Source organism: Nocardiopsis algeriensis (genome assembly GCF_014203695.1).
Taxonomy (GTDB): domain Bacteria; phylum Actinomycetota; class Actinomycetes; order Streptosporangiales; family Streptosporangiaceae; genus Nocardiopsis; species Nocardiopsis algeriensis.
In genome coordinates, this window is record NZ_JACHJO010000014.1 from 16,070 (window position 1) to 38,740 (window position 22,671).

Annotated in this window: 24 protein-coding genes and 2 tRNA genes; 12 read left to right on the forward strand and 14 right to left on the reverse strand. The window is 70.4% G+C overall.

What is annotated here, in order from left to right; all coding sequences use genetic code 11:
* Positions 1-160: 160 nt before the first annotated feature.
* A complete protein-coding gene (locus FHS13_RS19835) occupies positions 161-925 on the reverse strand; it encodes an FHA domain-containing protein (RefSeq protein ID WP_420222482.1) in 765 nt (254 codons plus the stop codon).
* Positions 926-1,164: 239 nt separating this feature from the next.
* On the opposite strand from FHS13_RS19835, the gene FHS13_RS19840 reads away from it, so the two are divergent.
* A tRNA-Leu gene (locus tag FHS13_RS19840) sits at positions 1,165-1,247 on the forward strand.
* A gap of 131 nt (positions 1,248-1,378) precedes the next feature.
* Here the strand turns inward: FHS13_RS19840 and FHS13_RS19845 are convergent.
* Entirely contained in the window at positions 1,379-1,888 is a 510-nt protein-coding gene (locus FHS13_RS19845) for an SSI family serine proteinase inhibitor (protein WP_184293472.1), read from the reverse strand.
* 81 nt (positions 1,889-1,969) lie between these two features.
* On the opposite strand from FHS13_RS19845, the gene FHS13_RS19850 reads away from it, so the two are divergent.
* The 7 genes from FHS13_RS19850 (at position 1,970) to serS (ending at position 9,063) form a co-directional block, all read left to right on the forward strand.
* Positions 1,970-2,302 (forward strand): rhodanese-like domain-containing protein, encoded by a 333-nt coding sequence (locus FHS13_RS19850; protein WP_184293473.1) that lies wholly within the window; start codon positions 1,970-1,972, stop codon positions 2,300-2,302.
* Between the two features lie 76 nt (positions 2,303-2,378).
* Complete coding sequence (locus FHS13_RS19855) at positions 2,379-4,436, forward strand: PAS domain S-box protein (protein ID WP_184293474.1); 2,058 nt, start codon at positions 2,379-2,381, stop codon at positions 4,434-4,436.
* A 122-nt stretch (positions 4,437-4,558) separates the two neighbouring features.
* The gene (locus FHS13_RS19860; protein ID WP_184293475.1) at positions 4,559-5,164 is read left to right on the forward strand and encodes an ATP-binding protein; all 606 of its coding nucleotides are present in this window, start codon (positions 4,559-4,561) and stop codon (positions 5,162-5,164) included.
* 115 nt (positions 5,165-5,279) lie between these two features.
* Complete coding sequence (locus FHS13_RS19865) at positions 5,280-5,636, forward strand: STAS domain-containing protein (RefSeq protein WP_343065098.1); 357 nt, start codon at positions 5,280-5,282, stop codon at positions 5,634-5,636.
* A gap of 4 nt (positions 5,637-5,640) precedes the next feature.
* Complete coding sequence (locus FHS13_RS19870) at positions 5,641-6,444, forward strand: glycosyltransferase (protein ID WP_184293476.1); 804 nt, start codon at positions 5,641-5,643, stop codon at positions 6,442-6,444.
* Between the two features lie 38 nt (positions 6,445-6,482).
* Positions 6,483-7,427 carry a prephenate dehydratase gene (gene pheA, locus FHS13_RS19875; protein WP_184293477.1) on the forward strand — a complete coding sequence of 315 codons (945 nt, stop codon included), beginning with the start codon at positions 6,483-6,485 and terminating at the stop codon, positions 7,425-7,427.
* A gap of 373 nt (positions 7,428-7,800) precedes the next feature.
* Positions 7,801-9,063, forward strand: coding sequence for a serine--tRNA ligase (gene serS, locus FHS13_RS19880; RefSeq protein ID WP_184293478.1), 1,263 nt, complete (start codon positions 7,801-7,803; stop codon positions 9,061-9,063).
* A 97-nt stretch (positions 9,064-9,160) separates the two neighbouring features.
* On the opposite strand, the gene FHS13_RS19885 is transcribed toward serS, so the two are convergent.
* Positions 9,161-9,706 carry a bacterial proteasome activator family protein gene (locus FHS13_RS19885; protein ID WP_184293479.1) on the reverse strand — a complete coding sequence of 182 codons (546 nt, stop codon included), beginning with the start codon at positions 9,704-9,706 and terminating at the stop codon, positions 9,161-9,163.
* Between the two features lie 33 nt (positions 9,707-9,739).
* Complete coding sequence (locus FHS13_RS19890) at positions 9,740-10,714, reverse strand: NAD(P)H-quinone oxidoreductase (protein ID WP_184293480.1); 975 nt, start codon at positions 10,712-10,714, stop codon at positions 9,740-9,742.
* A gap of 185 nt (positions 10,715-10,899) precedes the next feature.
* Here FHS13_RS19890 and FHS13_RS21790 point away from each other — a divergent pair, with 185 nt between their 5' ends.
* Both FHS13_RS21790 and FHS13_RS19900 read left to right on the forward strand, forming a co-directional pair.
* Entirely contained in the window at positions 10,900-12,708 is a 1,809-nt protein-coding gene (locus FHS13_RS21790; RefSeq protein ID WP_343065099.1) for a MinD/ParA family ATP-binding protein, read from the forward strand.
* A 196-nt stretch (positions 12,709-12,904) separates the two neighbouring features.
* Positions 12,905-13,834 carry a universal stress protein gene (locus FHS13_RS19900; RefSeq protein ID WP_184293481.1) on the forward strand — a complete coding sequence of 310 codons (930 nt, stop codon included), beginning with the start codon at positions 12,905-12,907 and terminating at the stop codon, positions 13,832-13,834.
* Positions 13,835-13,899: 65 nt separating this feature from the next.
* Here FHS13_RS19900 and FHS13_RS19905 read toward each other — a convergent pair whose 3' ends face one another.
* From FHS13_RS19905 to FHS13_RS19945, 9 genes are all read right to left on the reverse strand, one after another.
* Positions 13,900-14,364 (reverse strand): hypothetical protein, encoded by a 465-nt coding sequence (locus tag FHS13_RS19905; protein ID WP_184293482.1) that lies wholly within the window; start codon positions 14,362-14,364, stop codon positions 13,900-13,902.
* Positions 14,343-16,796 (reverse strand): molybdopterin oxidoreductase family protein, encoded by a 2,454-nt coding sequence (locus FHS13_RS19910; RefSeq protein WP_184293483.1) that lies wholly within the window; start codon positions 16,794-16,796, stop codon positions 14,343-14,345. The genes FHS13_RS19905 and FHS13_RS19910 overlap by 22 nt, the downstream gene beginning before the upstream one ends.
* A gap of 87 nt (positions 16,797-16,883) precedes the next feature.
* Positions 16,884-17,189: a hypothetical protein gene (locus FHS13_RS19915; protein WP_184293484.1), complete on the reverse strand. Its 306-nt coding sequence runs from the start codon at positions 17,187-17,189 to the stop codon at positions 16,884-16,886.
* Entirely contained in the window at positions 17,186-17,551 is a 366-nt protein-coding gene (locus tag FHS13_RS19920) for a VOC family protein (protein WP_184293485.1), read from the reverse strand. The genes FHS13_RS19915 and FHS13_RS19920 overlap by 4 nt, the downstream gene beginning before the upstream one ends.
* An 86-nt stretch (positions 17,552-17,637) precedes the next feature.
* On the reverse strand, positions 17,638-17,898 hold the full coding sequence (locus tag FHS13_RS19925; protein ID WP_184293486.1) for a Txe/YoeB family addiction module toxin: 261 nt from the start codon (positions 17,896-17,898) through the stop codon (positions 17,638-17,640).
* Complete coding sequence (locus tag FHS13_RS19930; RefSeq protein WP_184293487.1) at positions 17,895-18,176, reverse strand: type II toxin-antitoxin system Phd/YefM family antitoxin; 282 nt, start codon at positions 18,174-18,176, stop codon at positions 17,895-17,897. The genes FHS13_RS19925 and FHS13_RS19930 overlap by 4 nt, the downstream gene beginning before the upstream one ends.
* Positions 18,167-18,670, reverse strand: coding sequence for a ScoMcrA-related endonuclease (locus tag FHS13_RS19935; protein WP_184293488.1), 504 nt, complete (start codon positions 18,668-18,670; stop codon positions 18,167-18,169). Before FHS13_RS19935 ends, FHS13_RS19930 begins: the two co-directional genes overlap by 10 nt.
* Before the next feature lie 95 nt (positions 18,671-18,765).
* Positions 18,766-19,146, reverse strand: coding sequence for a VOC family protein (locus FHS13_RS19940; protein WP_184293489.1), 381 nt, complete (start codon positions 19,144-19,146; stop codon positions 18,766-18,768).
* A 526-nt stretch (positions 19,147-19,672) separates the two neighbouring features.
* Positions 19,673-19,761: transfer RNA gene (locus FHS13_RS19945), tRNA-Ser, on the reverse strand.
* A 105-nt stretch (positions 19,762-19,866) separates the two neighbouring features.
* Here FHS13_RS19945 and FHS13_RS19950 point away from each other — a divergent pair.
* Together FHS13_RS19950 and dnaN are read left to right on the forward strand one after the other, a co-directional pair.
* Positions 19,867-20,331 (forward strand): DUF4442 domain-containing protein, encoded by a 465-nt coding sequence (locus FHS13_RS19950; RefSeq protein WP_246405524.1) that lies wholly within the window; start codon positions 19,867-19,869, stop codon positions 20,329-20,331.
* Between the two features lie 103 nt (positions 20,332-20,434).
* Positions 20,435-21,568 (forward strand): DNA polymerase III subunit beta, encoded by a 1,134-nt coding sequence (gene dnaN, locus FHS13_RS19955; RefSeq protein ID WP_343065100.1) that lies wholly within the window; start codon positions 20,435-20,437, stop codon positions 21,566-21,568.
* 268 nt (positions 21,569-21,836) lie between these two features.
* Here the strand turns inward: dnaN and FHS13_RS19960 are convergent, their stop codons facing one another.
* Positions 21,837-22,646, reverse strand: coding sequence for a DUF2786 domain-containing protein (locus tag FHS13_RS19960; RefSeq protein ID WP_184293532.1), 810 nt, complete (start codon positions 22,644-22,646; stop codon positions 21,837-21,839).
* Positions 22,647-22,671 lie beyond the last annotated feature (25 nt).

Sequence of the window (22,671 nt, forward strand, 5' to 3'; positions counted from 1 at the left end):
ACGGCCATTTTGCCCGATCGGTCGGGTCTTTGCGGAGACTACCTTCCTGGCCGGATATCCGACAGCAGGTCCGTATCGACCCGACCCGGATCTGGTTTCTGAGACGCCGGCGCCGAGCCGTTGGTTGTGCCCTGGTCGCCCGTTTTCGGAGCGGCCGGCCTCAGTCCCGGCGGAAGGTCATCGTGGTACGGCCGAGGCTGATCCTCGTACCGTCGACCAGCCGGGCCTGGCTCACCTGTTGGCCGTTGACGAAGGTGCCGTTGGTCGAGCCCTTGTCGACGAGGATGGCCTCGTCGCCGTCCAGGCGGATCTCCACGTGGTGGCGGGAGACCCCGTTGTCCACCAGGCGGAGGTCGCAGTCGGTGCCGCGGCCGAGGAGGGTGACCGGGGTGGTCAGCTCGAAGGACTGCTGCATCCCCTGGCCGGCGATGTTGCCCTCCGCGGTGGCACCGCCGGGGGAGATCAGCAGGCGCGGGCGACCGGGCTGGCGCGGGGCACCCGAACCGGGGTCGCCGACCGGCTGGCGGACCTCGCCCTCCTTGCTGACCATGGTCCCGCGCACCACACCGGACCGGATGCGGAAGCGGCCGGTCTTGAGGTCCTCGTTGGACCTGAAGTGGACCCGAACCGGTCCGACGAAGGAGTATCCCTGCTCTGTCGCGTAGTCCCGCGCGAGCTTGGACAGCTCCTGTCCGAGGCTGTCCGCGTAGACCTCCAGGCGCTCCTTGTCACTGGCGGCGAGTTCGACGATGAAGTCGTTGGGCACCAGCGTGCGGCCCTGGGCGACGATCGCTGCGCGCTCGTCCATCTCCCGCTGGACGGCGCTCGCCACCTCGACCGGTTGAAGCTCCGACTTGAAGGCCATCGCGAAGGTGCCTTCGATCATGCCCTCAAGCCTGCGCTCGAAGCGTTGGAGCACTCCCACGAGGTACCTCCTTTTGTCTCCACATCCGTATGTGTAGACGATCGTAACCGGGTAGCGGTGCCCCTGGTTTCATGCGTACCCCCGCGCAGCCTCCGGAAGGGCCGGCCGGGGCGGCGTCCGTCCCCCTTCGGAAACGGGTGTGCGACCTGCGTCCAGACCGTGCTAGCCTTATCCATGTCGCCAGGGGAACCGGACGAAAGCCCGGATCACCAGACAAAACAAGTGAATGCATGTCACTCGGGCGGGTGGCGGAACGGTAGACGCGCACGGTTCAGGTCCGTGTGTCCGAAAGGATGTGAGGGTTCAAATCCCTCCTCGCCCACACAGGCCCGTGCGGAAAACGATCGCAGATCGTTAGCCGCACGGGCATCTGCTTTGCGTGGATACTTCTGTCACCTGCCACGATACCCGCAGTGGTCCGGGCCGGGTATCCCCTTTTCTCCGGCTTCTCGGTCAGGGGTCGACAACCTCGGCCACCGTGTCGAAGCGCTCGATCTCGCAGCCGTTCTGCTTGGTGAACTCGGTGTCGATCTCCGTGCCGTCGATGTGTCCGGTCACACGGACGACCTCGGACCCGCCGTACTGCAGGGTGCACGGCACGTCCTCGTCCTGGCCGTCGGAGACGAAGGGGTCCGTGCCGACCTCGTCGATCCGGGCGCACGCCTCCTCGGGGGCGGGGTGATCGCCGCCCGCCGGAGCGCAGGTGAGCGTCCAGGTCCCCTCCTGGAAGTCCAGCCCGGGGGCCGCCTCCCCGTCGAGGGAGCGTTCGATGGCGAGCTCGGTGCCCTCTCCCTCCCCGGGAGGGGCATCCTGTTCAGTGGTGGAAGGAGCGGAACCGCCGTCCCCGGGGGAGCCCGGGGCCGTCCCGGAGGGTCCGTTGCCGCAGGCCGCGGCGAGCAGGACGACGGCGGCGAGTGCGGTGAGGCGGGCCGGCAGGGCCGCCGTGAAGGTGTGCTGAGCCATGGTCCTTGGACGCCTCACCACCGCATCGGGTTCCCCTTCTTCCCTACATTTCATCACAGACCAGATATAGGGGGTAATTACATGTTCGGCAATGGTGTTCCCGAGACCGGTGTGACCGAGGTGCCCGAGGACGGCTACCTGCTCGACGTGCGCGAGGACGACGAGTGGAGTGCGGGCCACGCACCCCGCGCCGTGCACGTCCCGCTCGGCCGGCTCGACGAGCGTGCGGACGACATCCCCCGCGACCGGAAGGTCTACGTGGTCTGCCGCGCGGGCGGCAGGTCCGCGCAGGCCGCCGCGGCGCTGAACCGGGCGGGTTGGGACGCGGTCAACGTGTCGGGCGGGATGCAGGCCTGGGAGCGGGCCGGGCTCGACATGGTGGCCGACACCGACGGCGAGCCGAGAGTGATCTGAGTCGCATCTTCGGCTGAAGGCGGCCCGATTGCCCAAAGCCCTGCCTCACCGGGGCTGCGGGTGGCACTATGACGACGTGAGTTCCGAGCGCGGGTTCCTCAGCGCCGAAGCCGTCCTGGCCTCGTCGGCGGACGCGGTGGTCGGTCTCGACAGCGAGCTCCGGGTCTGCCTGTGGAACCCGGCCGCCGAGCGCCTGTTCGGCTGGCGGGAGCAGGAGGTGCTCGGGGGTGAGCTGCCGATCGTCCCCGCGGAGCTGAAGGCCGAGCACGGCGCGGTGCTCGAACAGGTGCGTGCGGGAACGCCTCTGACCATCCACACGCGCCGCGTGCGCCGGGACAGCAGCGCCATCGACGTCCGGATCAGCACCAGCTCCGTGCCCGCTGCCGACGGCGGGCACGGAGGCTGGGTGCTCAACGTCTACCCGACCGACACCGAGGTGCAGGCACAGGCCTCGGCGATGGAGCGGGCCCGACTGGTCCGGCGGCTCACCGACGTGCTGGCGGACATCAACGCCGATCTCAGCCTCGGCTCGGTGCTGGACCGCATCTCGAACGGCATCACCGAGCTGACCGGTGCGGAGGCGGGGGGATTCGTCCTGCTCGACGAGGACCGGGTCGAACTGGTGAGCACCTCCCGGATGCCGAAGGACCTCCGGGGGTACAGCACCCCGCTCGAGGGCAGCCTGTTCGGTGAGCTGCTGGGCAGCGGCAAGTCGGTGCTGCTGGCCAACGACGACACCCGGGGCCTCCAGGGACTGGCCTGGGCCGACCTGCCCGGTCTGCACACCATCGCCCTGTGCGTGTCCAACGTGCACGGAAGACCCTACGGAGCCCTGTACGCGCTCTACAGCCGGCGCAAGGTGGGGCATGTCGAGCTGGAGCTGTTCGAGCTCCTCGCCGCGCACGCCGGGGTGGCCATCGGCAACGCGCAGGCCTACGAGGAGCTCCAGCGCCAGCGCGTCCACGAGCAGGCCGTGGCGGACTCCAGCGCCGACGGGATCGCGGTCCTGGACGCGGGCGGCCGCGTGCGCAAGTGGAACCGCTCCGCAGTGGAACTTACGGGGTATCCGGCCGACACGGTGGAGGGGAGGCACCCGCCGTTTCCGCTCCCCGCCTGCCACGGCCGGCCGATCAAGCACCGCCTGGAGGACGGGCGCTGGCTGGAGATCCTCATGGCGCGGATCCCGCCCACCCACGAGTGGGTGGTGGACTTCCGCGACATCACCGCGCAGAAGGCCATGGAGGACGAGCGGGAGACCTTCCTGGCCACGACGGGGCACGAACTGCGCACCCCCATCACCGCCATCCACGGCTTCGCCACCACCCTGGTCCGCAAGTGGTCCCGGATGAGCTCCGAGGCCCAGCTGGAGGCGGTGCGCAACATCGTCGACCGGTCCACGGCGCTGACCCTGCTGGTGGAGCGGCTGAGCCTGGGGTCGGAGGCCGTGCGCGGGGAGATGGACGTCGACCCCGGCATGTTCGACCTGGGCCGCGTGCTGAGACAGGCGGTGACGACCTTCCGCTCCCTGTCCGAGCGGCACGAGGTGGTCCTGAGCTCTCCGCCCGAGGAGGTGCCCGAGGTGTTCGCGGACCCGCTGGCCACGGGCATCATCATGGACCAGCTGCTGGACAACTCGATCAAGTTCTCCCCCGACGGTGGGACCATCCGCGTCTCCGCGGTGCCCGAGGGCGGGTTCGTCGCGGTCTCGGTGGACGACGAGGGCCTGGGTCTGGGTCCGGGGGACGAGGAGAAGGTGTTCGACCGCTTCTTCCAGGGCGGGGTCCGCGGGGACAGGCGCAGGTTCGGCGGGCTGGGCCTGGGGTTGTACATCGTGCGCAAGCTGGCCCGGGACCAGGGCGGCGACGTCAGGGTGGTGCGGTTGGAGCGGGGGACCCGCATGTGCTTCACGCTTCCCCTGTTCCCCGGTGCCGGCGCGGAGCCGGACGGTCCGCCCGAAAGCGTGGTGGAGGAGCCGGGCGTGGCTGCGGTGCGGGCGGGGGTGACCGGGGGGATGCCTTCTCTGAAGAAGTCCCATGGGTCACCACATGCACATGAAGTACCAAAAATATCTCAAAGCCCTGAAGCCCTGCCACGTCAGCGTTCTCGGGGTTCCGGTACCGGTCGGCACCGCTGATTCGCCGGGGTCAGGGTTTCCTTCCCCGGTGATCGGGGCACTTCCACCCCTGCGGAATTCGCTGCCGCACTTCGGGCGAGTTCCGGTCTGCCCGAGAAGCAACGAAGCGCAGGGACCGATCCGTGTCTGGAGACAACAACCCACTCGACGCCGGGGCGAACCTGCACAAGGTCGAGCGGAGCGTCGTGCTCCCCTACGTCCCGGCCAGCGTGGCGGGTGCCCGACGGCACCTGTGCGGTGACCTGCGCGCCATGGAGATCGTCGAGGAGCGGATCGACGACGCGGCCCTGGTGCTCAGCGAACTCGTCAGCAACGCCTTACGGCACGCCGGACCCCTGCCGGTCCCGGCCCACCCGGAGAACACCCTCGGGGTGGCCTGGAGGATCGAGGTGGACCGGGGCGCGGGGAGCGGCGGCTGGCTGGAGGTATCCGTACGCGACGGCGGGTCGGGCACCATGCCGCGCCTGGCCAGACCCTCCGTCTCCGACCTGGGCGGCCGGGGGCTCGACATCGTTCAGCACCTGTCGGGGCGGTGGGGTACCGAGATGGACGCGACCACCACCACGGTCTGGGCGGTTCTGGACCTCTCCGCGTCGGACGTGGGCCCCGCACCGCGCGACGGGACCGACGGGACGCCCCAGCAGGAGAGCTCGCCGGGCCGGGAGAGCAGCGGTCTCACCGCCCGGGACCTCGCGAAGGGCACGCGTTTCTGGAGCGTGCTGCACTGAATCTGCCGTTATGGCGGGGATGTCCGACGGCCGGTGTGGAGGAACGGGCAGCGATGCCGCGAAACGCCGCCATCGAGGTGGCCGGGCTCTTGAGCTGGACGCTACAGTCGCGACTGTGGAGTTGAAGATATCGAGCCGATCTCAGGACGACGTCGCGGTGATCACCGTGGGCGGTGAGATCGATCTGTACACGGCACCCCGGTTGCGCGACGAGCTCGTCGGGGCCCTGGAGGACGAGGCCCGGCGGCTGGTGGTCGACATGTCGCGGACGGAGTTCTGCGACTCGACGGGCATCAGCGTGCTGCTCTCGGCGATGAAGCGCGCCCGCGACAAGGGCGGGGATCTGGAGATCGCGGCTCCCCGGCCGGCGGTCATGAGGGTCCTGGAGGTGACCGGGTTGGACGCCGTCTTCGTCATCCACCCCGACACCGACGCGCTGCCCGTGCCCGCGGGAACCGGCAGCGCCGAGTAGCGGCGTGGCACAGGGGGAGGACAGCGGGTTCGGGGGGACACGCGTCGCCGTGGTGATCGCGGCCAAGGACGAGGCCGAGCGCGTGGGACGTACCGTCACGGCGGCCCGCGCCCTGCCGGGGGTGGACCTGGTCGTCGTGGTCGACGACGGCTCCGGTGACCGTACCGCCCGCATCGCGTCGGAGGCGGGGGCGCGCGTGGTCCGGCACGGCCGCAACCGCGGCAAGGGGCGCGCGATGGAGACCGGCGCCGCGGAGGTCCGGATCGCCGAGGAGCACGAGGTCCGCGACGGGGCGCCGCCCCGGCATCTGCTCTTCCTCGACGCCGACCTGGAGGCGACCGCCGCCGGCGCCGCGCCCCTGATGGAACCGGTGGCCGAGGGCAAGGCCGACATGTCCGTCGCGCTGTTCCCCGCGACCCGGATGCGCCTGGGCGGCCACGGGTTCGTGGTCCGTCTCTCGCGGGAGGGGGTGCGCAGAGCCACCGGATGGGAGCCCGAACAGCCGCTCAGCGGACAGCGCTGCATCACGCGCGCGGCGTTCGAGGCGGCCGTGCCGCTGGCCTCGGGGTTCGGTGTCGAGACCGGACTGACCATCGACGTCCTGCGGGCGGGTTTCCGGGTGATCGAGGTGGAGGTGCCCCTGGAGCATCGGGCCACCGGTACCGACCTGCGGGCTCAGCTGCACCGCGCGCACCAGTTCGTCGACGTGGCCCGGGCGCTGGCGGTCCGCAAGCTGCCGCCGCCGGTGCGCCGAGGGTTGGAGCGGGGCCGGAGGGGTGCGGTGCCCGCGGCCCGCGAGGAGGCATGAGCGCACCCGGGTGCCCCGGCGGCATATAGCCTGGGCACATGCCCAACCGCTACGCCTACCTCGGCCCCGAGGGCACCTTCACCGAAGCAGCGCTGCGCAGCCTGCGGCCCGATGCGCCGGCCGAGGCGCGCGTCCCCTGCGAGGGCGTCGCCGCGGTCTTCGACGCGGTCCGCTCCGGCTCGGTCGCCGGAGGCGTCGTCCCGCTGGAGAACTCGGTCGAGGGCGGGGTCACCGCGACCGTCGCCGAACTCGTCAACGGGGACCCGCTGCTCATCACCGGTGAGACCGCGGTTCCGGTGGAGTTCGCACTGTTCGCCCGTCCGGGCGCGGCCCTGGAGGACGTCAAGCGCGTGGCGACCCACCCGCACGCCTTGGCGCAGTGCCGCGGTTGGCTGGCCCGCAACCTCCCCGGCGCCGAGGCGCACACCGTCTCCTCCACCGCCGCGGCGGCGCGTGCCGTGGCCGAGCCGGGCGCGCCTTACGACGCGGCCATCTGCGCGGTCATCGCGGGCGAGAGGTACGGGCTGCACGCCCTGGCCACGGGCGTGGGGGACCGCTCCGACGCCGCCACCCGATTCGTCTACCTGTCCCGGCCCGGCGCACTGCCCGAGCCCACCGGCGCGGACCTGACGTCGCTGGTCGCCTTCATCGCCGACGACCACCCCGGCGCGCTCATTGAGGTGCTCACCCAATTCGCGCTGCGCGGGGTCAACCTCACCCGGCTGGAGTCGCGGCCCACCGGCGACGGCCTGGGCAGCTACTGCTTCTTCCTCGACGCCGAGGGGCATGTCGCCGACGCACGCGTGGGGGAGGCCCTCATGGGGGTCCGCCGCGTCTGCCGCGACGTGCGCTTCCTCGGCAGCTATCCGCGCAGCGGGCGGCCCGACGAGACCGTTCCGCGGCTGCGTGCCCGGCCCGCCACCGAGGCCGACTTCGCCGAGTCCGAGCGCTGGCTCGCCCGCGTCCGCGAGGGCCGTAGCTGATCCGGCGTCTGTGCTTGCTTTGGGGCCTCCGCTTCGCTTTGGCCCGCCCGTCGCCCGCCACCACCCTCAACGGACGGCCTACGGCCGCAGCCCCCTTGTTCGGGCGCCTTTGGGGCGCGGTTCTTCGTCGCTCGCTCACGCCCTCGTTCCTCGGGCGTTCGCTCCACTCCTGCAGAACCCCGCCGGCGCCCTCACGGCACACCCCCTGGGGTGCGGGTGTGCTTTGCGGGGAACTGGTGCGTCGGCCCGCCCGTCGCCCGTCGGCGCCCTCGACGGACGGTTTTCGGCCCTGGCTTCCCTCCCGGGCTGCTTTCAGGGCGCCCCCACGGGAAAGATGTGGGGGAAGAGCCGGCCTGACGGTAACCTGCAAGACGTGATCGACCTTCGCGCTCTCCGAGAAGACCCCGAACAGCTCCGCGCCTCGCAGCGCGCCCGCGGGGAGGACCCCTCCGTCGCCGACCGGCTGCTCGAGCTCGACGCCGGCCGCCGCGCCGCGCTCAGCCGCTTCGAGACACTGCGTGCGGAGCAGAAGAGTGTGGGCAAGTCGGTCTCCAAGGCCTCTCCGGAGGAGCGGGAGACGCTCCTGGTCAAGGCCAAGGCCCTGGCCGCCGAGGTCAAGGAGGCCGAGGCCGAGGCCGACCGCCTCGCCGGCGAGCTGGACGCCCTCGTGTCCGGGGTGCCCAACCTCGTGGAGGAGGGTGCTCCCGAGGGCGGCGTGGACGACTTCCGGGTCCTCGAGACCGTCGGCACCCCGCGTACCTTCGACTTCACCCCGCGCGACCACCTGGAGCTGGGGGAGAAGCTCGGCGCCATCGACATGGAGCGCGGTGCGAAGGTGTCGGGTGCCCGGTTCTACTTCCTCACCGGTGTGGGTGCGCAGCTCGAACTGGCCCTGCTCAACATGGCCATGAACCAGGCGGTCGCCGCGGGCTTCACCCCGATGATCCCGCCGGTGCTGGTCAAGCCCGAGACGATGGAGGGCACCGGCTTCCTCGGCGAGCACGCCGACGAGGTCTACCGTCTGCCCGCCGACGATCTGTACCTGGTGGGTACCTCCGAGGTGCCGCTGGCCGGGTACCACGCCGGGGAGATCCTGCCCACCGACGCCCTGCCCCACCGGTACATCGGCTGGTCGCCGTGCTTCCGCCGGGAGGCCGGCTCCTACGGCAAGGACACCCGGGGCATCATCCGCGTCCACCAGTTCAACAAGGTGGAGATGTTCGTCTACACGCACCCGGACCAGGCGCACGAGGAGCACAAGCGCCTGCTCGCCTGGGAGCGGGAGATGCTCGACAAGCTCGAACTGCCCTACCGCGTCGTCGACATCGCCGCCGGCGACCTCGGCACCAGTGCGGCCCGCAAGTACGACTGCGAGGCGTGGGTGCCCTCGCAGGAGGCCTACCGCGAGCTGACCTCCACGTCCAACTGCACGGAGTTCCAGGCCCGCCGCCTCAACGTGCGCTTCCGGGGCGAGGACGGCAAGACGCGCTTCGCCGCCACCCTCAACGGCACGCTGGCCACCACCCGGTGGATCGTCGCCATCCTGGAGAACCACCAGCGCGAGGACGGCTCGGTCGTCGTTCCCGAGGCCCTGCGCCCCTACCTGGGCCGCGACGTCCTGGAGCCGATCCGCTAGCGGATCCGGATCCCTGGCACGAGAGGAGCCCGCCCCTCGGGGCGGGCTCCTCTCGTCTTCTGCGGGGGAGGAGAGACCGGGTTCCGGGCCCTCCGGATCAGAGGTAGAGGCCCGAGCCGTTGTCTTCGCCCTGGCCGGAGGAAGAGGCCGGGCCACCCTGAGCCTGGAGACCGGCGATGCCCTGCGGGAGGGCCTTGCGCATGTTCTCCAGCTGGGCGCGCGCCGCCATCTGCTGGGCGAACAGCGTGGTCTGGATTCCGTGGAAGAGGCCTTCCAGCCAGCCCACGAGCTGCGCCTGGGCGATGCGCAGTTCCGCCTCGCTGGGGGCGGAGCCCTCGGCGAAGGGCAGGGTCAGACGGCTCAGCTCGTCGATCAGCTCGGGGGCGAGTCCGTCCTCCAGCTCCTTGATGGAGGAGGTGTGGATCTCCTTGAGGCGGGTGCGGCTGGCCTCGTCCAGGGGAGCGGCCTTCACCTCCTCCAGGAGCTGGCGGATCATGCTGCCGATCCGCATGACCTTGGCGGGCTGCTCCACCATCTCGGCGAGGGAGCGCGGCTCCTCCTGCTCCTCGGCCTCGTCGGTGCGCTGGTCCGCGCCGAAGACCAGCATCTTCGGTTGTTCCTTCTGGTCGTCCGTGTTGCTCATCGGTTCCCTTACGTGGATGTCTCCGGCACGCTGTCAGCGGGTCAGGAGGATCTTGCCGGTGTGCTCGCTCGATTCCATGACGCGATGCGCCTCCGCCGCGTTCCGCATGGGGAGCACGCGGTCGACGACGGGGCGAATCGCTCCCTGTTGTACCAACGGCCAGACCTGTTCCAGTACTCCCGAGACGATGGCCGCCTTCTCCTCACGGGGGCGCGAGCGCAGGGTGGTGGCGTGGACGGAGAGTCGTTTGACGAGCATGCGGCCCAGGTCCGCCTCGGCCTTGCGGCCGCCCATGAGGCCGATGACCACGAGGCGCCCGCCCACCTTGAGCGAGCGGAGGTTGGCGTCGAGGTAGGAGCCGCCCATGATGTCGAGGACGACGTCGGCGCCGCCGATCTCGCGCATGCGCTCGGCGAAGTCCTCGGTGCGGTAGTTGACGGTGGTCTGCGCGCCGAGTTCACGGCAGCGCTCCAGCTTCGCGTCGCTGCCCGCGGTGACGGCCACGTGGGCCCCCAGGGACCGGGCGAACTGGATGGCGAAGGTGCCGATACCGCTGCCGCCGCCGTGGATCAGGACGGTCTCGCCCTCGGTGAGGCGGCCGGTCATCACCAGGTTGGACCACACGGTGCAGGAGACCTCGGGCAGGGCGGCGGCCTCCTCCAGGGAGACGCCCTCGGGCACGGGCAGGAGCTGACCCACCGGCACGGCGACCTTCTCGGCATAGCCTCCTCCGGACAGCAGAGCGCACACCCGGTCGCCGACGGACCAGCCGGAGGCCTCGGTGCCCCTGCCCAGTGCCGCGACGGTTCCCGAGCACTCCAGGCCGGGGTACTCCGGGGCCCCGGGCGGCGGCGGGTAGGAGCCCTGGCGCTGGGAGACGTCGGCGCGGTTGACCGCGGTGGCGGCCACCTCCACGAGGACCTCGCCCTCGCCGGGGACAGGGTCGGGCACCTCTGACCAGGTCAGGGCCTCGGGGCCGCCGGGTTCGGTGATGAGAATCGCGTGCATGGAGCCGACAGTACCCAGCAACGGAGGAAAGGGACCGTTTGCAGCGCACTCTGTTCACGCCCGGGAAAGTGATGCTTTGCTGGTGCGGGACGGGTAAGAGTGATCCCAAGGGAACGCCGTTCCCGCTCCTTGGCGGTGGTTTCCCCTCCCTCCACAGCACACCCCCTTCACTCAGGAGAGTTCCGGTGTCACACCAGGATCAGAACGGGCCGGGTCGAGGCTTCGAACAGGACCCCGAGGAGCGCCCGGAGCCGCTCTGGACGCGGTCCGAGGACGACCCGAGCAGTACGGGAACGGCCGACACCGCGCCCCGGACGGCCCACGCGCCCTCTCCGAGGGAGCAGTGGTTCGGCGGGTTCGAGGGTGAGGCGCCGCCTCCGCCCCCGTACGCGCGGATGCCCGAGGACACTCCCCCCGGTGGAGAGGAACCGCCGGCGTTCCGGGAAGGCCCGGTCGGACGGGAGGAGGACGCCGAGGAACGCGAACCGGAGGAGAAGCCGGAGGACCGGCCCGCGGAGGAGTACGCGGCGGAGGAGCGGAAGCCGGAGGAGCACCCCGCCGAGAGGATCGAGGAGACCGCGCCGGACGGGACCGAGCCGGACGAGGCCGAACCGACCGTGCGGCTGATGCCGGGCGGCCGCAAGCGCTCCCTGCGCCGTCCGACACGTCCCGGAGGCCCCCGGCCCGGCGACACCGATCCCCTCGGCCCGCGCAGGCTGCGTTCCGACCCCGACGTCCCCGAGCCCGAGCAGCTGCCGCCCCTGGAACCCGCCGGCGCCGAGGAACCCCCCGCCGACGAGAGTGCCCCGGCGCCCTGGGCCGCGGCACCGCCGCCGGTGTCGGCGCCCCTGTCACGGACCGGGCCGGAGCCGCTGGCGGAGCCCGCGGCGGATCCGGATCCCCGAGGGGAACCCGCACCCGACCCCGGCCCCTGGCGCGAGCCCGCACCCGATCGTGGCTCCTGGCGCGAGCCCGGGTCGGACCGGGGGCCCGGGCGGAGCCCCCTCCCCGACCCGTCTCCCTCCTCACCGCCGGCCGAGTCGGCACCCGCCGGCGGGGCACGGGAGACCTCCGACTCCCTCAGCGCCGCGACCCTCGTCCGGAACCGGCACCAGGGCCCCAGCGGCGGTTGGCGCAAGGCCGTGCACGCCGTCACCCTGGGTCTCGTCAACCCGGGGGAGTCGCCCAAGGTGCTGCGGCAGCGGGAGCTGACCGCGCGCGCCTGCACGCCCGTGGCCACCGGGCACCACCGGGTCGCCGTGCTCAGCCTCAAGGGCGGGGTCGGCAAGACCACCACGACGGTCGCCCTCGGCGCGACCCTGGCCTCTCTGCGCGGCGACCGGGTGCTCGCCGTGGACGCCAACCCCGACCGCGGGACCCTCTCGGACAAGGTCCGCCTGGAGACCGCCGCGACCATCCGCGACCTCCTCAACGAGCGGAACCTGGTCTCGCGCTACGCCGACATCCGCGGGTTCACGTCGCAGGCCCCCAGCAGGCTGGAGATCCTGGCCTCCGACCGCGACCCGGCGGTGTCGGAGGCCTTCAGCGACGAGGACTACCGGGAGGTCGCCCGGATAGTCGAGCACTTCTACTCCATCTGCATCACCGACTGCGGGACCGGCCTGCTGCACTCGGCCATGCGCGGTGTGCTGGGCCTGGCCGACCAGGTGGTCCTGGTCAGCTCGGCGTCTGTGGACGGCGCCCGCAGCGCCAGCGCCACCCTCGACTGGCTGGAGGCCCACGGGTACGGGCAGCTCGTCCGCGGCGCGGTGGTGGTGCTGTCCATGGTCCGCTCCAACAGCAAGAGCAGCGTGGATCTCAACCGTCTGGAGGAGCACTTCGCCTCCCGGTGCCGGGCCGTCGTCCGCGTTCCGTGGGACGACCACCTGGAGGAGGGAGCGGAGGTGGACCTCGCACAGCTCGCCCCGGCCACCCGGGACGCCTACCTGCAACTCGCCGCGACCGTGGGGGAGTTCTTCGGCAGGCACCGCTAGAGCGCGTTTTCCTCTTCCCCGTTCGGACAGGGGGGAGGAGGGTCGGGAAGCAGAGGGCGGGTCCCGCGGGCCCGGGACGGTCCGCCTCCGCGGCCGACGACCCATGTCCCGCGAGTCGGGGCTTTGGTCCTAGGCGCCTTCCGGTCGGAACTGATGTACTCGAAGACGACGGTGGACACCGTCGGAAGGGGGAGAGATGGCACACACTGAACAGCGTTCACCCAGGGTCGTGGTGGGCGTCGACGGTTCCGAGCACGCCCAGGCGGCGGTGGAGTGGGCCGCGGCCGCGGCAGCCCGCCGTGACCAGGAGCTCGTCGTCGTGTACGCGCTGGGCATGCCGGTGATCGTGTCCGCCTACGGCGGTCCGGCCCGCTTCGCGCCCTCCGAGGACATCGACCAGCAGGCCGCCGGCCTTCTGGAGGAGGTCCGCGACCGGGTGGCCAAGCTCCAGCCCTCGGTCGAGGTGCGGACCGTGACCGCCCTGGAGGAGGCGCCGCTGGCGCTGCTCCGCAACAGCCACCCCCACGACCTGGTGGTCGTCGGCACCCGCGGCATGAGCTCGTTCAAGTCGATGTTCGTCGGCTCGGTGAGCATCCGCGTCTCCGCCCACGCACCCTGCCCCGTCGTGGTGGTGCCCGACAAGGACGGCAAGCCCGCCTCCACCTCCATGAAGCGGATCGTGGTCGGCGTCGACGGCTCCTCGCACGCCCGGCGCGCCCTGAGCCACGCCATCGACCTGGCTGCGGAGAACGACGCCGAACTGGTGGTCGTCCACAGCTGGCAGGTGCCCTACCCCTACGACCCGCTCGTGATGACGGCGGCCGGCTACATGCCCCAGGACGACCTCTTCGAGAAGCAGTCCGAGCGTCTCGTCGCCGAGCTCATCGCCGAGGCGATGGACGAGAAGCGCGACGACACCCAGGTCGACGTCACGGTGGTACGCAGCGAGAAGGATCCCGCCACCGCCATTCTCGAGGCGGCCGAGGGCGCGGACGCGATCGTGGTGGGCTCGCGCGGGCGCGGTACGGTCCGCGGCCTCCTCCTCGGCTCGGTGAGCCAGGGGATCCTGCACCGCTCCCGCATTCCCGTGGTGGTTCTGCCCAGGCACGCCGACGAGGACGAGTAGGCCCGGCGGCGCCACCGCCTTCCGGGACACCGTGCCCGGCGGCCCGTGCCGCCGGGCACGCCGCCTCAGCTCGTCAGGACCTGGGGCGACGTGGTCTTGAGCATCGCGTTGGCCCACGTGGCCTGGCGCACCGTCTGCGGGTGGCATCGCTCGGTCAGGTGCAGCAGCTCCCGGTCCCCCAGTGCCTGGGCCCCCTGGCCCAGCAGTTCCCAGTCCACCGACACCCCGGACGCCATGCGGTGCAGCTGGCGCAGGTCGGCCAGGAGTTCCAGGTCCGGGTCGCCCGGTCCCCCCTCCACCGCGTCGCGCTCCTCCGCCAGCGGTTCCCCGCCCTCGCCGCCCAGGTCCATCCCGTAGCGCTCGCCCGTCCGGGCGAGCTCGCGCATGTGCTCGCGCGACCAGCGGGCCAGGTCCTTGGACACGTGGACGATCTCGTGCTCCCCGCTGTGGCGCTCCGACAGCGCGAGCAGCGCCTCGACCATGTGGCCCTCCGCGCGGTACAGCTCTCTCAGCGCGATCTCGATTCCCATTCCCCACCTCCGGCGATGTGCTCCCCGGCCTCCGCCCGCACGCCTCCCCTGGTCCGCGGAACCCTTGCGTCCAGCGGCCGGGAAGCGGTGGTCGTCGGCGCGGGGGCGGGCGTGCCGCCGCCGGCCTCCAGAAGCCGGATCCGGGCGGCGGCGGTCTTGAAGAGAGGCTGTTTGGACACCGGATCCCAGTCGTTGACGGTCATCTCGTTGGCGGCACGGTCGTGGCCGCCGTCCCAGTAGCCGTAGTGGAACGGCAGGAACAGCACCCCCGGGCGGATGCCGCAGATCCGGGCCCGGGCGTGCACCACCCCGCGGGGAGAGGCCACCTCGACGAGGTCCCCCTCGCCGATGCCGAGCTCCTCCGCGTCGGACCCCGACACCTCCACCCACACCTCGGGTGCCGCCTCGTTCAGCTGCGGTGCGCGGCCGGTCTTGGTCCGGGTGTGGAACTGGTACAGGGTGCGTCCCGTGGTGAGTGCGAAGGGGTAATCGCCGCCGGGTTCCTCGTGAGGCGGCAGGTACTCGGCCGCTCGGAGGATCGCCTTGCCCTCCGGGTTCATCGCCCGGTACTCGACCTCCTCCATCGGGGCACCGGTGACCAGGTCGCGGCCGTAGCTCTCGCAGACGTCGGGTGCGGCCCAGAACCGGCCGTCCCCGTAGAGGCGCTCGGTGCCCTCCGGCCGGTCCTCGTTGCACGGCCACTGGATGCCGCTGCCGCCCCGCAGCCTGTCGTAGGTGATGCCGGTGTAGTCGCAGGGGCGACCTTCGGTGGCGCGCTTCCACGCCTCGAAGGCCGATTCCGGGTCGTGCCACTGCGGGAACGGGTTCCCGTCCTTGTCGCGGAAGTCCATCCTCCGGGCGTAGTCCAGGAAGATGTCCAGGTCGGGCCTGGCCTCGCCGGGCGGCTCGACGGCCTTCTCGGACAGGTGGACCGTGCGGTCGCTGTTGGTGAACGTGCCGGTCTTCTCCCCCCAGGTGGCCGCGGGCAGCACCACGTCGGCGAGCTCGGCGGTCTCGGTGAGGAAGAGGTCCTGCACCACCAGGAACAGGCTCTCCTTCTCCAGGACCGAGCGGATGCGCGCCAGTTCCGGCAGCGACACCGCCGGGTTGGTGCCGCTGATCCACAGGAAGCGGATCGAGCCCTTCTCGGCGTAGCGGAAGATCTGCATCGCGTGCGTGGGCGGTGTGTAGTGCGGGATCCGCATGTGGTCGATGTTCCACACCGCGGCCAGATCGGTGATGTGCTCGTCGTTGTTCCAGTTGCGGAAGGCGGTGAGATCGCCGTCGGCGCCGCACTCTCGGGTGTTCTCCGCCGTGGGCTGGCCGTTCATCTGCAGGAGCCCGGCCCCCGGTCGGCCGAGCATGCCGCGCAGCAGGTGCACGTTGTTGACCTGGACGGCCGCGGCGGTCGCCTGATGGGACTGGTAGAAGCCCTGGAGCACGGTGGAGAACAACCGCTCGGCGCTCCCCAGCATCTCCGCGGCCTCCCGGATCCGCGCGGCGGGGACGCCGCAGATCTCCGCGGCGGTCTCGGGCGGGTGGTCGCGCACCTGCCGGGCGAGCTCCTCGTAGCCGACGGTGTGCGACTCCACGTACTCGTGGTCGACCATGTCCCGGCGGATCAGTTCGTGCAGGATGCCGTTCATCAGCGCGACGTTGGTCCCCGGCAGCGGTGCCAGGTGGAGATCGGCCGCGCGGGCGACCGGTGTCGCACGCGGGTCCACGCACAGGACCCGGGGAGGCTCGGGGCCGGCCAGCCGGTCGAGCACCCGCGCCCACAGCACGGTCTGGGTCTCGGCCATGTTGTGGCCGTAGAGGGCGAGAACGTCCGCGTGGTCGATGTCGGCGTAGGACCCGGGCTGACCGTCGCAGCCGAACGACTCCTTCAGCGCCGCCGCCGCGGTCGCCGTGCACAGGCGGGTGTTGCCGTCCATGTGGTTGGTGCCGATGGCCCCGTGCCCCACCGCCGCCAGGGTGTAGTACTCCTCCAGGAACAGCTGCCCGCTGGTGTAGAAACCGATCGCGCTCGCGCCCTGCTCGTCGAGCAGCTCCTTGCTGCGCCGCACCACGCGTTCCATGGCGGTGTCCCAGTCGGTCTCGACCAGCTCGCCGTTCTCACGCACCAGGGGGCGGGTGAGCCGCTCACGGGAGTTGTTGGCCTGCCATCCGAACAGGTCCTTGGGGTCCAGTCGCCCCCTGTTGACCCGGTCCTCGGCACGCCCCCGGACCCCGACGATCCGCCCTTCGCGGACCGCGATGTCGAGGGCGTCGCCGTTGGAGTGCAGGATCGACGCGCTCTGCACCCACGCGTCCACCTGGTCGGGGGAGCTTCCGTCCCCGAGATAGGTGTCCACCCGGGTCGGCCATTCCTCCCCGGGCCCGTAGGGCGTCCGCGTGCCCCACGGTTCGGCGATCCGGTCCTTGGACGGCATGGCGGCACCTCCAGCTCGGCTGCCCGCGCCACTACCCGGGGCGCCCGGACACAAACTGAGCAGGGCCAAGGGCGGAAAGCCGAGAACTCACTCCGCCGTGTCGCTGTGCCGCCTCTTGCGGATGTGCAGAAACCAGGTGACGCCGACGGCCAGGAAGAGGAGAGCTGCCGAGGCCCCGTAGATGAGGGCCTCATCAGTACTTTCGCGGCTCAACGCCCTGGCCGACATGACGCCGCACAGGGTGGCGAAGACCAGGTGGAGAAGGACCGAGATTCGTTCCAGAGCAGGATGGCTCCACGCAGGGGGCTTCTGGTGGTCGGTCCTCCAGTTGCGGTGGCCGGGAGATTCCTCCGGGTGCAGCGGTTCGGCAGATTCCTCGCTCGGAAGGCTCATGCGGAGTACTCCAGACAGAACGGGTGTCCGGCGGGGTCCGCATAGATACGGAACAGGTCGTCGGGGTCGTCCTCCGAGACCCCCAGTTTGCGGGCGCCGAGCTCCAGGACCCGCGCCTCGGCCGCCTCGATGTCCTCCACCCACACGTCGAGGTGCATCTGCTGCGGCCTTTCGGGGTCCGGCCACGCAGGAGGCTTGTGGTCGGGCGCGCGCTGGAAGGCGATCTGCGGCCAATCCTCGCCGATCACCACCCAGTGCTCACTCCGCCGCACCACGCTCAGGCCGAGCAGTTCCCCGTAGAACTCCGCGAGCGCATCGGGATCGGGGCAGTCGATGGCCAGGGCGTGCAGTCGTCCGATCATGCCTGCGGTTTTCCCGGAAGCCGACTCCCCAACCCCGCCGGCACGCGCCCCGAAGCCCTCGCACACGCGAATTCAGGGGAATTCGGTCATTCATAGTGGTACCGGGCGCTGATGATCCTCAGCTCACTGTCATCGGCTCGGTAGACCAATCGGTGTTCATCGGTGATCCGGCGCGACCAGTACCCGGACAGATTCGCTTTCAAGGGCTCGGGCTTGCCGATGCCCTCGAAAGGACTCCGCTGAGCCTCGGATATCAGACGGGCCAACCTCCGTGCGGTCTTCCTGTCTGTCGCCGGCCAGTAGGTGAAATCCTCCCAGGCGTTGGGGTCGAAGCGGATATCCCTCACTCGTCATCCGCCAAGCCGGTCAGTTCGTCCGTGGCCATGGTGACAGTGCTGGTGTGGTCACCCTCCTGGTCACGGGCGATGGCTTCCAGCAAACGGGAGGCGTTGGCGGGTGAGCGGAGAAGGTAGACGGTTTCCTGCCAGCCGCGCCAGTCCTCCTCGGACATCAGCACGGCGTTGCCGTACTGGCGGGAGGTGATGTGCACGACGTCGTGGTCGTCGTTGACTCTCTTCAGAAGGGGAAAGAAGGAGGCACGTGCCTCGCTCGCGCTCATGGCCATGTCCATACTCCTTGAGAAGACGTACAGGTTTGCCGTACCACTTTGAGGGGTGCGGGGCAGGCCTTCGGGCACCCGGTGCAGACCGTCTTGGAGCCGTACCTCTTCCCCTGGCGGTGCAGGGCGTAGGTGCGTGCGGGCTTGTAGCCGTAGTTGCTCAGGAAGTCGTCCTGGCCGAGTCGGTTGTACTCGGCGACCGCCTCCCGAACGGTGCTGCGGATGATGCCTGCCAGGCCCATGGCAGCAGACTGGGGCCTCGTTCCGCCCAATGGATCGTCGGTCCGGATCGCCGGCGGGTCCACCTGCCGGAGAAGTACGGCAACCGACGAGGCGTCCACAACCGGTGGGCGCGCCGACGGTGTGTCCTGCTCAGGGGAGTGCGTGATCGTGTGAAGAACAACGCTCACCCCCGCCGCGAGGATCGCCTCAGCTGTCCGGGAGCGCTTTTCCGAGCACCGAAGGAGCTGGACCATTTCGACCAGGTCGATGGTGTCCACCGACCTGATCGAGTACGGCGAGACCCCTGGTCCGGTTCTCTTCGGACTTGGAGGGAGACCCTGGACGTCTGGTACCGGAATATGGCCAGTGGGGGTCAGAGCGGGTCGAGGCGGGCCTTGAGCAGGCAGAATTCATTGCCTTCGGGGTCGGCCAGGACATGCCATGGCTCCTGCCCTGTCTGGCCGATGTCGGCCGGGCGTGCACCGAGCTCCAGAAGGCGTTCGAGCTCGGCGTCCTGATCGCGGTCGGTGGCGTTGACGTCGATGTGCAGCCGGGATTTTCCAGGCTCCGGCTCTTCTCTGTAGCTGAGGATGATCGTCGGCTGCGGACCACCGAACCCCTCACGCGGCCCGATCTCCAGCGTGCCGTCGTCCTCGCGGTCGAGCACGACGAAGTCCAGGACCTCGCACCAGAACCGCGCCAGCAACTCGGGGTCGCGGCAACCGAGTACGAGTTCGCTGATACGACACGCCATGGACACAATCTGCTCTCGAGCTGGGGATTTCCGAAGGGAGCGCATGAGAATTCCATGGCCCCTCAACGATGAAAAGGCTCCGCGATCGTAGCGGACAGGGTGGGCACGGGAAAAATGTTTTTCAGGACCAATTCTGTTCGGGCAGGTGAGAAGGAGTTCGAGCGTGCAGCAGGGAAGCTGGTTTCGAGGCACAGCCCGGTGGCGTTCACGAAGACGGACGGATCCGGCGGGTGGTGATTCCCTGACGTGGAGCTTTCCCGACGTGGGGATTTCGCGCGCATGACGCCGCTCGCTCTGCAGACGCGGCGCTTTTCCGGAATGTTTGCCGGCCGCGCCGCCGGCGAACGCCCTCGACGTCCGATCCCTGGACGACCGTGCCGGCAGGGAGGAACACCGCGCGCCTGCGGGTACCCGCCGGATGAGCCCTACCGGCCCGGGGGACACCGAAGGCCGGAGGTCCTCTGTGGACCTCCGGCCTTCGCCGTGTCTTCCGGGAGCCTTCCACCTGGGAGGCTCCTCGACCTTGCGGAGGGTGTGGGATTTGAACCCACGAAGCCCCGTCAAGGACTTGGTGCTTTTCAAGAGCACTGCACTCGGCCGCTATGCGAACCCTCCACGGGGAGACCCTGTCTCCTCCGCGTGTCATGGTAGCCCACACCCCGCGGACGTCGGGGCGGACCGGGTGACGCATCCGACCGGCGCCTGAGTAGCATGCCGCGCATGGCAAAGATGAACGCTGAGACGGCGGAGCTCACCCAGTCCGGGTTCCTCGGGACTGTGCCCTTCGCGCGTACTCTCGGTGTCGCCTTCGACGACATCGACTTCGGGCGCGCCGTGATGCGCCTGGCCGACCGGCCCGAACATCACGACCACCTCGCCTCCCCCCACGCCGGCGCCCTGTTCACACTTGCGGAGTCCGCCGCCGGTGCGGTCGTCCTCGGCAGCTTCGGCGACCAGCTGGGCCGTGCGTTCCCTGTGGTGGTGAGCGTGGAGGCCCGCTACGACAGGTCCGCGGTCGGGGACGTGACCGCCGAGGCCGTACTGGCCCGGCCGCGGGAGGAGATCCTCGCCGAGCTCGACGAGGGGAGGAACCCCGAGATCCCCCTCGATGTGGAGCTGCGCGACGGCGGCGGTGTCGTCGGCCGGGTGCGTGTCACCTCGACCCTGCGCCTCCAGAGCCGGTAGGGGCGGGTGGGGCCGGGAGCCCGGATCGTTCGGCCGAAACCCCCTCTGAATGTCGGTGCCTCTGGGTAGGTTGCCCTGGTAACCACCCTTGAGGAGGCCGATCGTGAAACTGCGTGTGGACCGCGACGCGTTCGCCGAGGCGGTCGCGTGGACGGCCCGGGCACTCCCCGGTCGGCCCGCCGTGCCCGTGCTCGCCGGCATGCGGCTGGAGGTCGCGCAGGACGGCCCGTCCCTGCACCTGTCCGGCTTCGACTACGAGGTCTCCAGCCGCGCCTCCGTCGAGGTCCTGGCGGAGGAGAGCGGTGCGGCCCTGGTCCCCGGGCGGCTGCTCGCCGAGATCGTGCGCAACCTGCCGTCGGGATCGGTGCACATCGACACCGACGGCACCCGGCTGCGGATCTCCGGCGGCGCCGCGCGCTTCACGCTCATCACCATGCCTCTGGAGGACTACCCCACGCTGCCCGGAATGCCGGGGCGGATCGGCTCGGTCTCCTCCGACGCCTTCGCCGAGGCGGTGCGCCAGGTGACCCCCGCCGCGAGCCGGGACGACACCCTGCCCATGCTCACCGGTGCCTACCTCGACTTCCGCGGCGACACCCTGAGCGTGGTGGCCACCGACCGCTACCGGATCGCGGTGCGGGAACTGTGGTGGAAGCCGGAGGACCCCGGTATCGGGGCCTCCGCCCTGGTGCCGGCCCGTACCCTCCACGACATGGCCCGGAGCCTCATCGCCAGGTCCGACGTCGACATCGCACTGGGTGCACCGCAGGCACAGGGCGAGGGCATGATCGGCTTCGAGAACGGCGGGCGCCGCACGACCACCCGGCTCATCGACAGCGACTTCGTGAAGTACGCGTCGTGGTTCCCCGCCGAGTTTGCCGGGCGCGCCGAGGTCGCGGTCGCGCCCCTGGTGGCGGCGGTCAAGCGGGTGGCGCTGGTCGCCGACCGCAACACCCCGCTGCGGTTGGCCTTCTCCGAGGGGGAGGTCGTGCTCGAGGCGGGCTCGGGTGAGGACGCCCAGGCGATCGAGGCGATCGGCGTGGCCTACGAGGGGGAGCCGCTGCGGCTGGCCTTCCGGCCGGATTACCTCCTGGACGGCCTGACGGCGGTGGAGACCGACACCGCCCATCTCAACTTCACCGAACCGACCAAACCCGCCGTGTTCACCGATGCCCCGGCCAAGGAGGGCGACAAGCCCTCCTTCCGGTACCTCGTGCAACCGTTGCGGGTGGCCTGACCAGGGGTTCCGGTCCCTCTCCGGAGCGGCGTCGAGTTTTCCACAGAGTTATCCACAGGAGGAAGAGTCTTCCTGTGGATAACTTGGGGCGATCGGGCCCCGTAACGGCCTTGTTGGCCCGTTTCTGCTTTCGCCTATGCCCTGTGGCATGCAGAAATGCTCCTCAGGATGGCTCTGTGCACAGCCTGTGGAAAACTCTTCGGCACGCCCATGTGGAAATGTGGAGAAGGCGCACCAAGGCATCGCCAAAAGTGCGAAGCGGCTCGAACTACTCGTTCTTCGGAAGTGCGGACGTACCGCCACTGGTGACGGGTGTGTCCAGGCCCAGATCGGCCTGGCGCCCCCTGCGGTACCCCGCCCGATATCCGGCCGCGCTGTGCGTCCGTTCCGGCCGGTGCTTGCGCAGCTGCGGGAACTGCTTCTGGAACTCCTCCTGGACCCGGTGCACGTCGTCGCGCAGCACCAGGTCCGCCCCGCGGGCCGAGGCCTGTGATCCCTCCGCCGCGCCGGCCGCACCCTCTCCGGACGATGCCGACTCGTGTAGCCGGGCCCGGAACTCGCGGATACGCTCGGCCACCGCCTGCCCGTAGGCCCGCACGAACGACCGGTAGTAGCGCTTGCGCTCCGTCTCCAGCTCAGAGCGCGTGTAGTTGCGCAGCTCGCGGATGTCGGACACGTGCGCCGAACTCATGAACTTCGCCGACGCCTTCATCTGCATGGAGATCGACGGCATCAGCATGCGCAGCGCGTCCAGGGCACTCACCGTGCCGACCAGGATCATCACGCGCTCGGTGTTCTCCGAGTTGTTGCCCCGTACCGCCGACTGGCATCCGTAGGCCGCGGCGATGTCGGCCAGCGCCCGCACCCGGGCCTTCCCGTGGCCGCCGACTCCGGGGACGGTGTAGTCCATCCGGCTGATCGCGTCCGGCTCCTCGCCCCGCTCGGCGCGGGCCTCGGCCTCCGCGATCGCGTGGCGGGTCATCAGCTCGGCGGCCTTGGCGGTGAACGCCTGGCTCTCGGCATCGGTGACCGAGGGGTCCTCCGCCATCCGGAGGAGCCCTCGGACCCGCTCGACCATCTTCTGACGAGCAGCTTCTGTCATG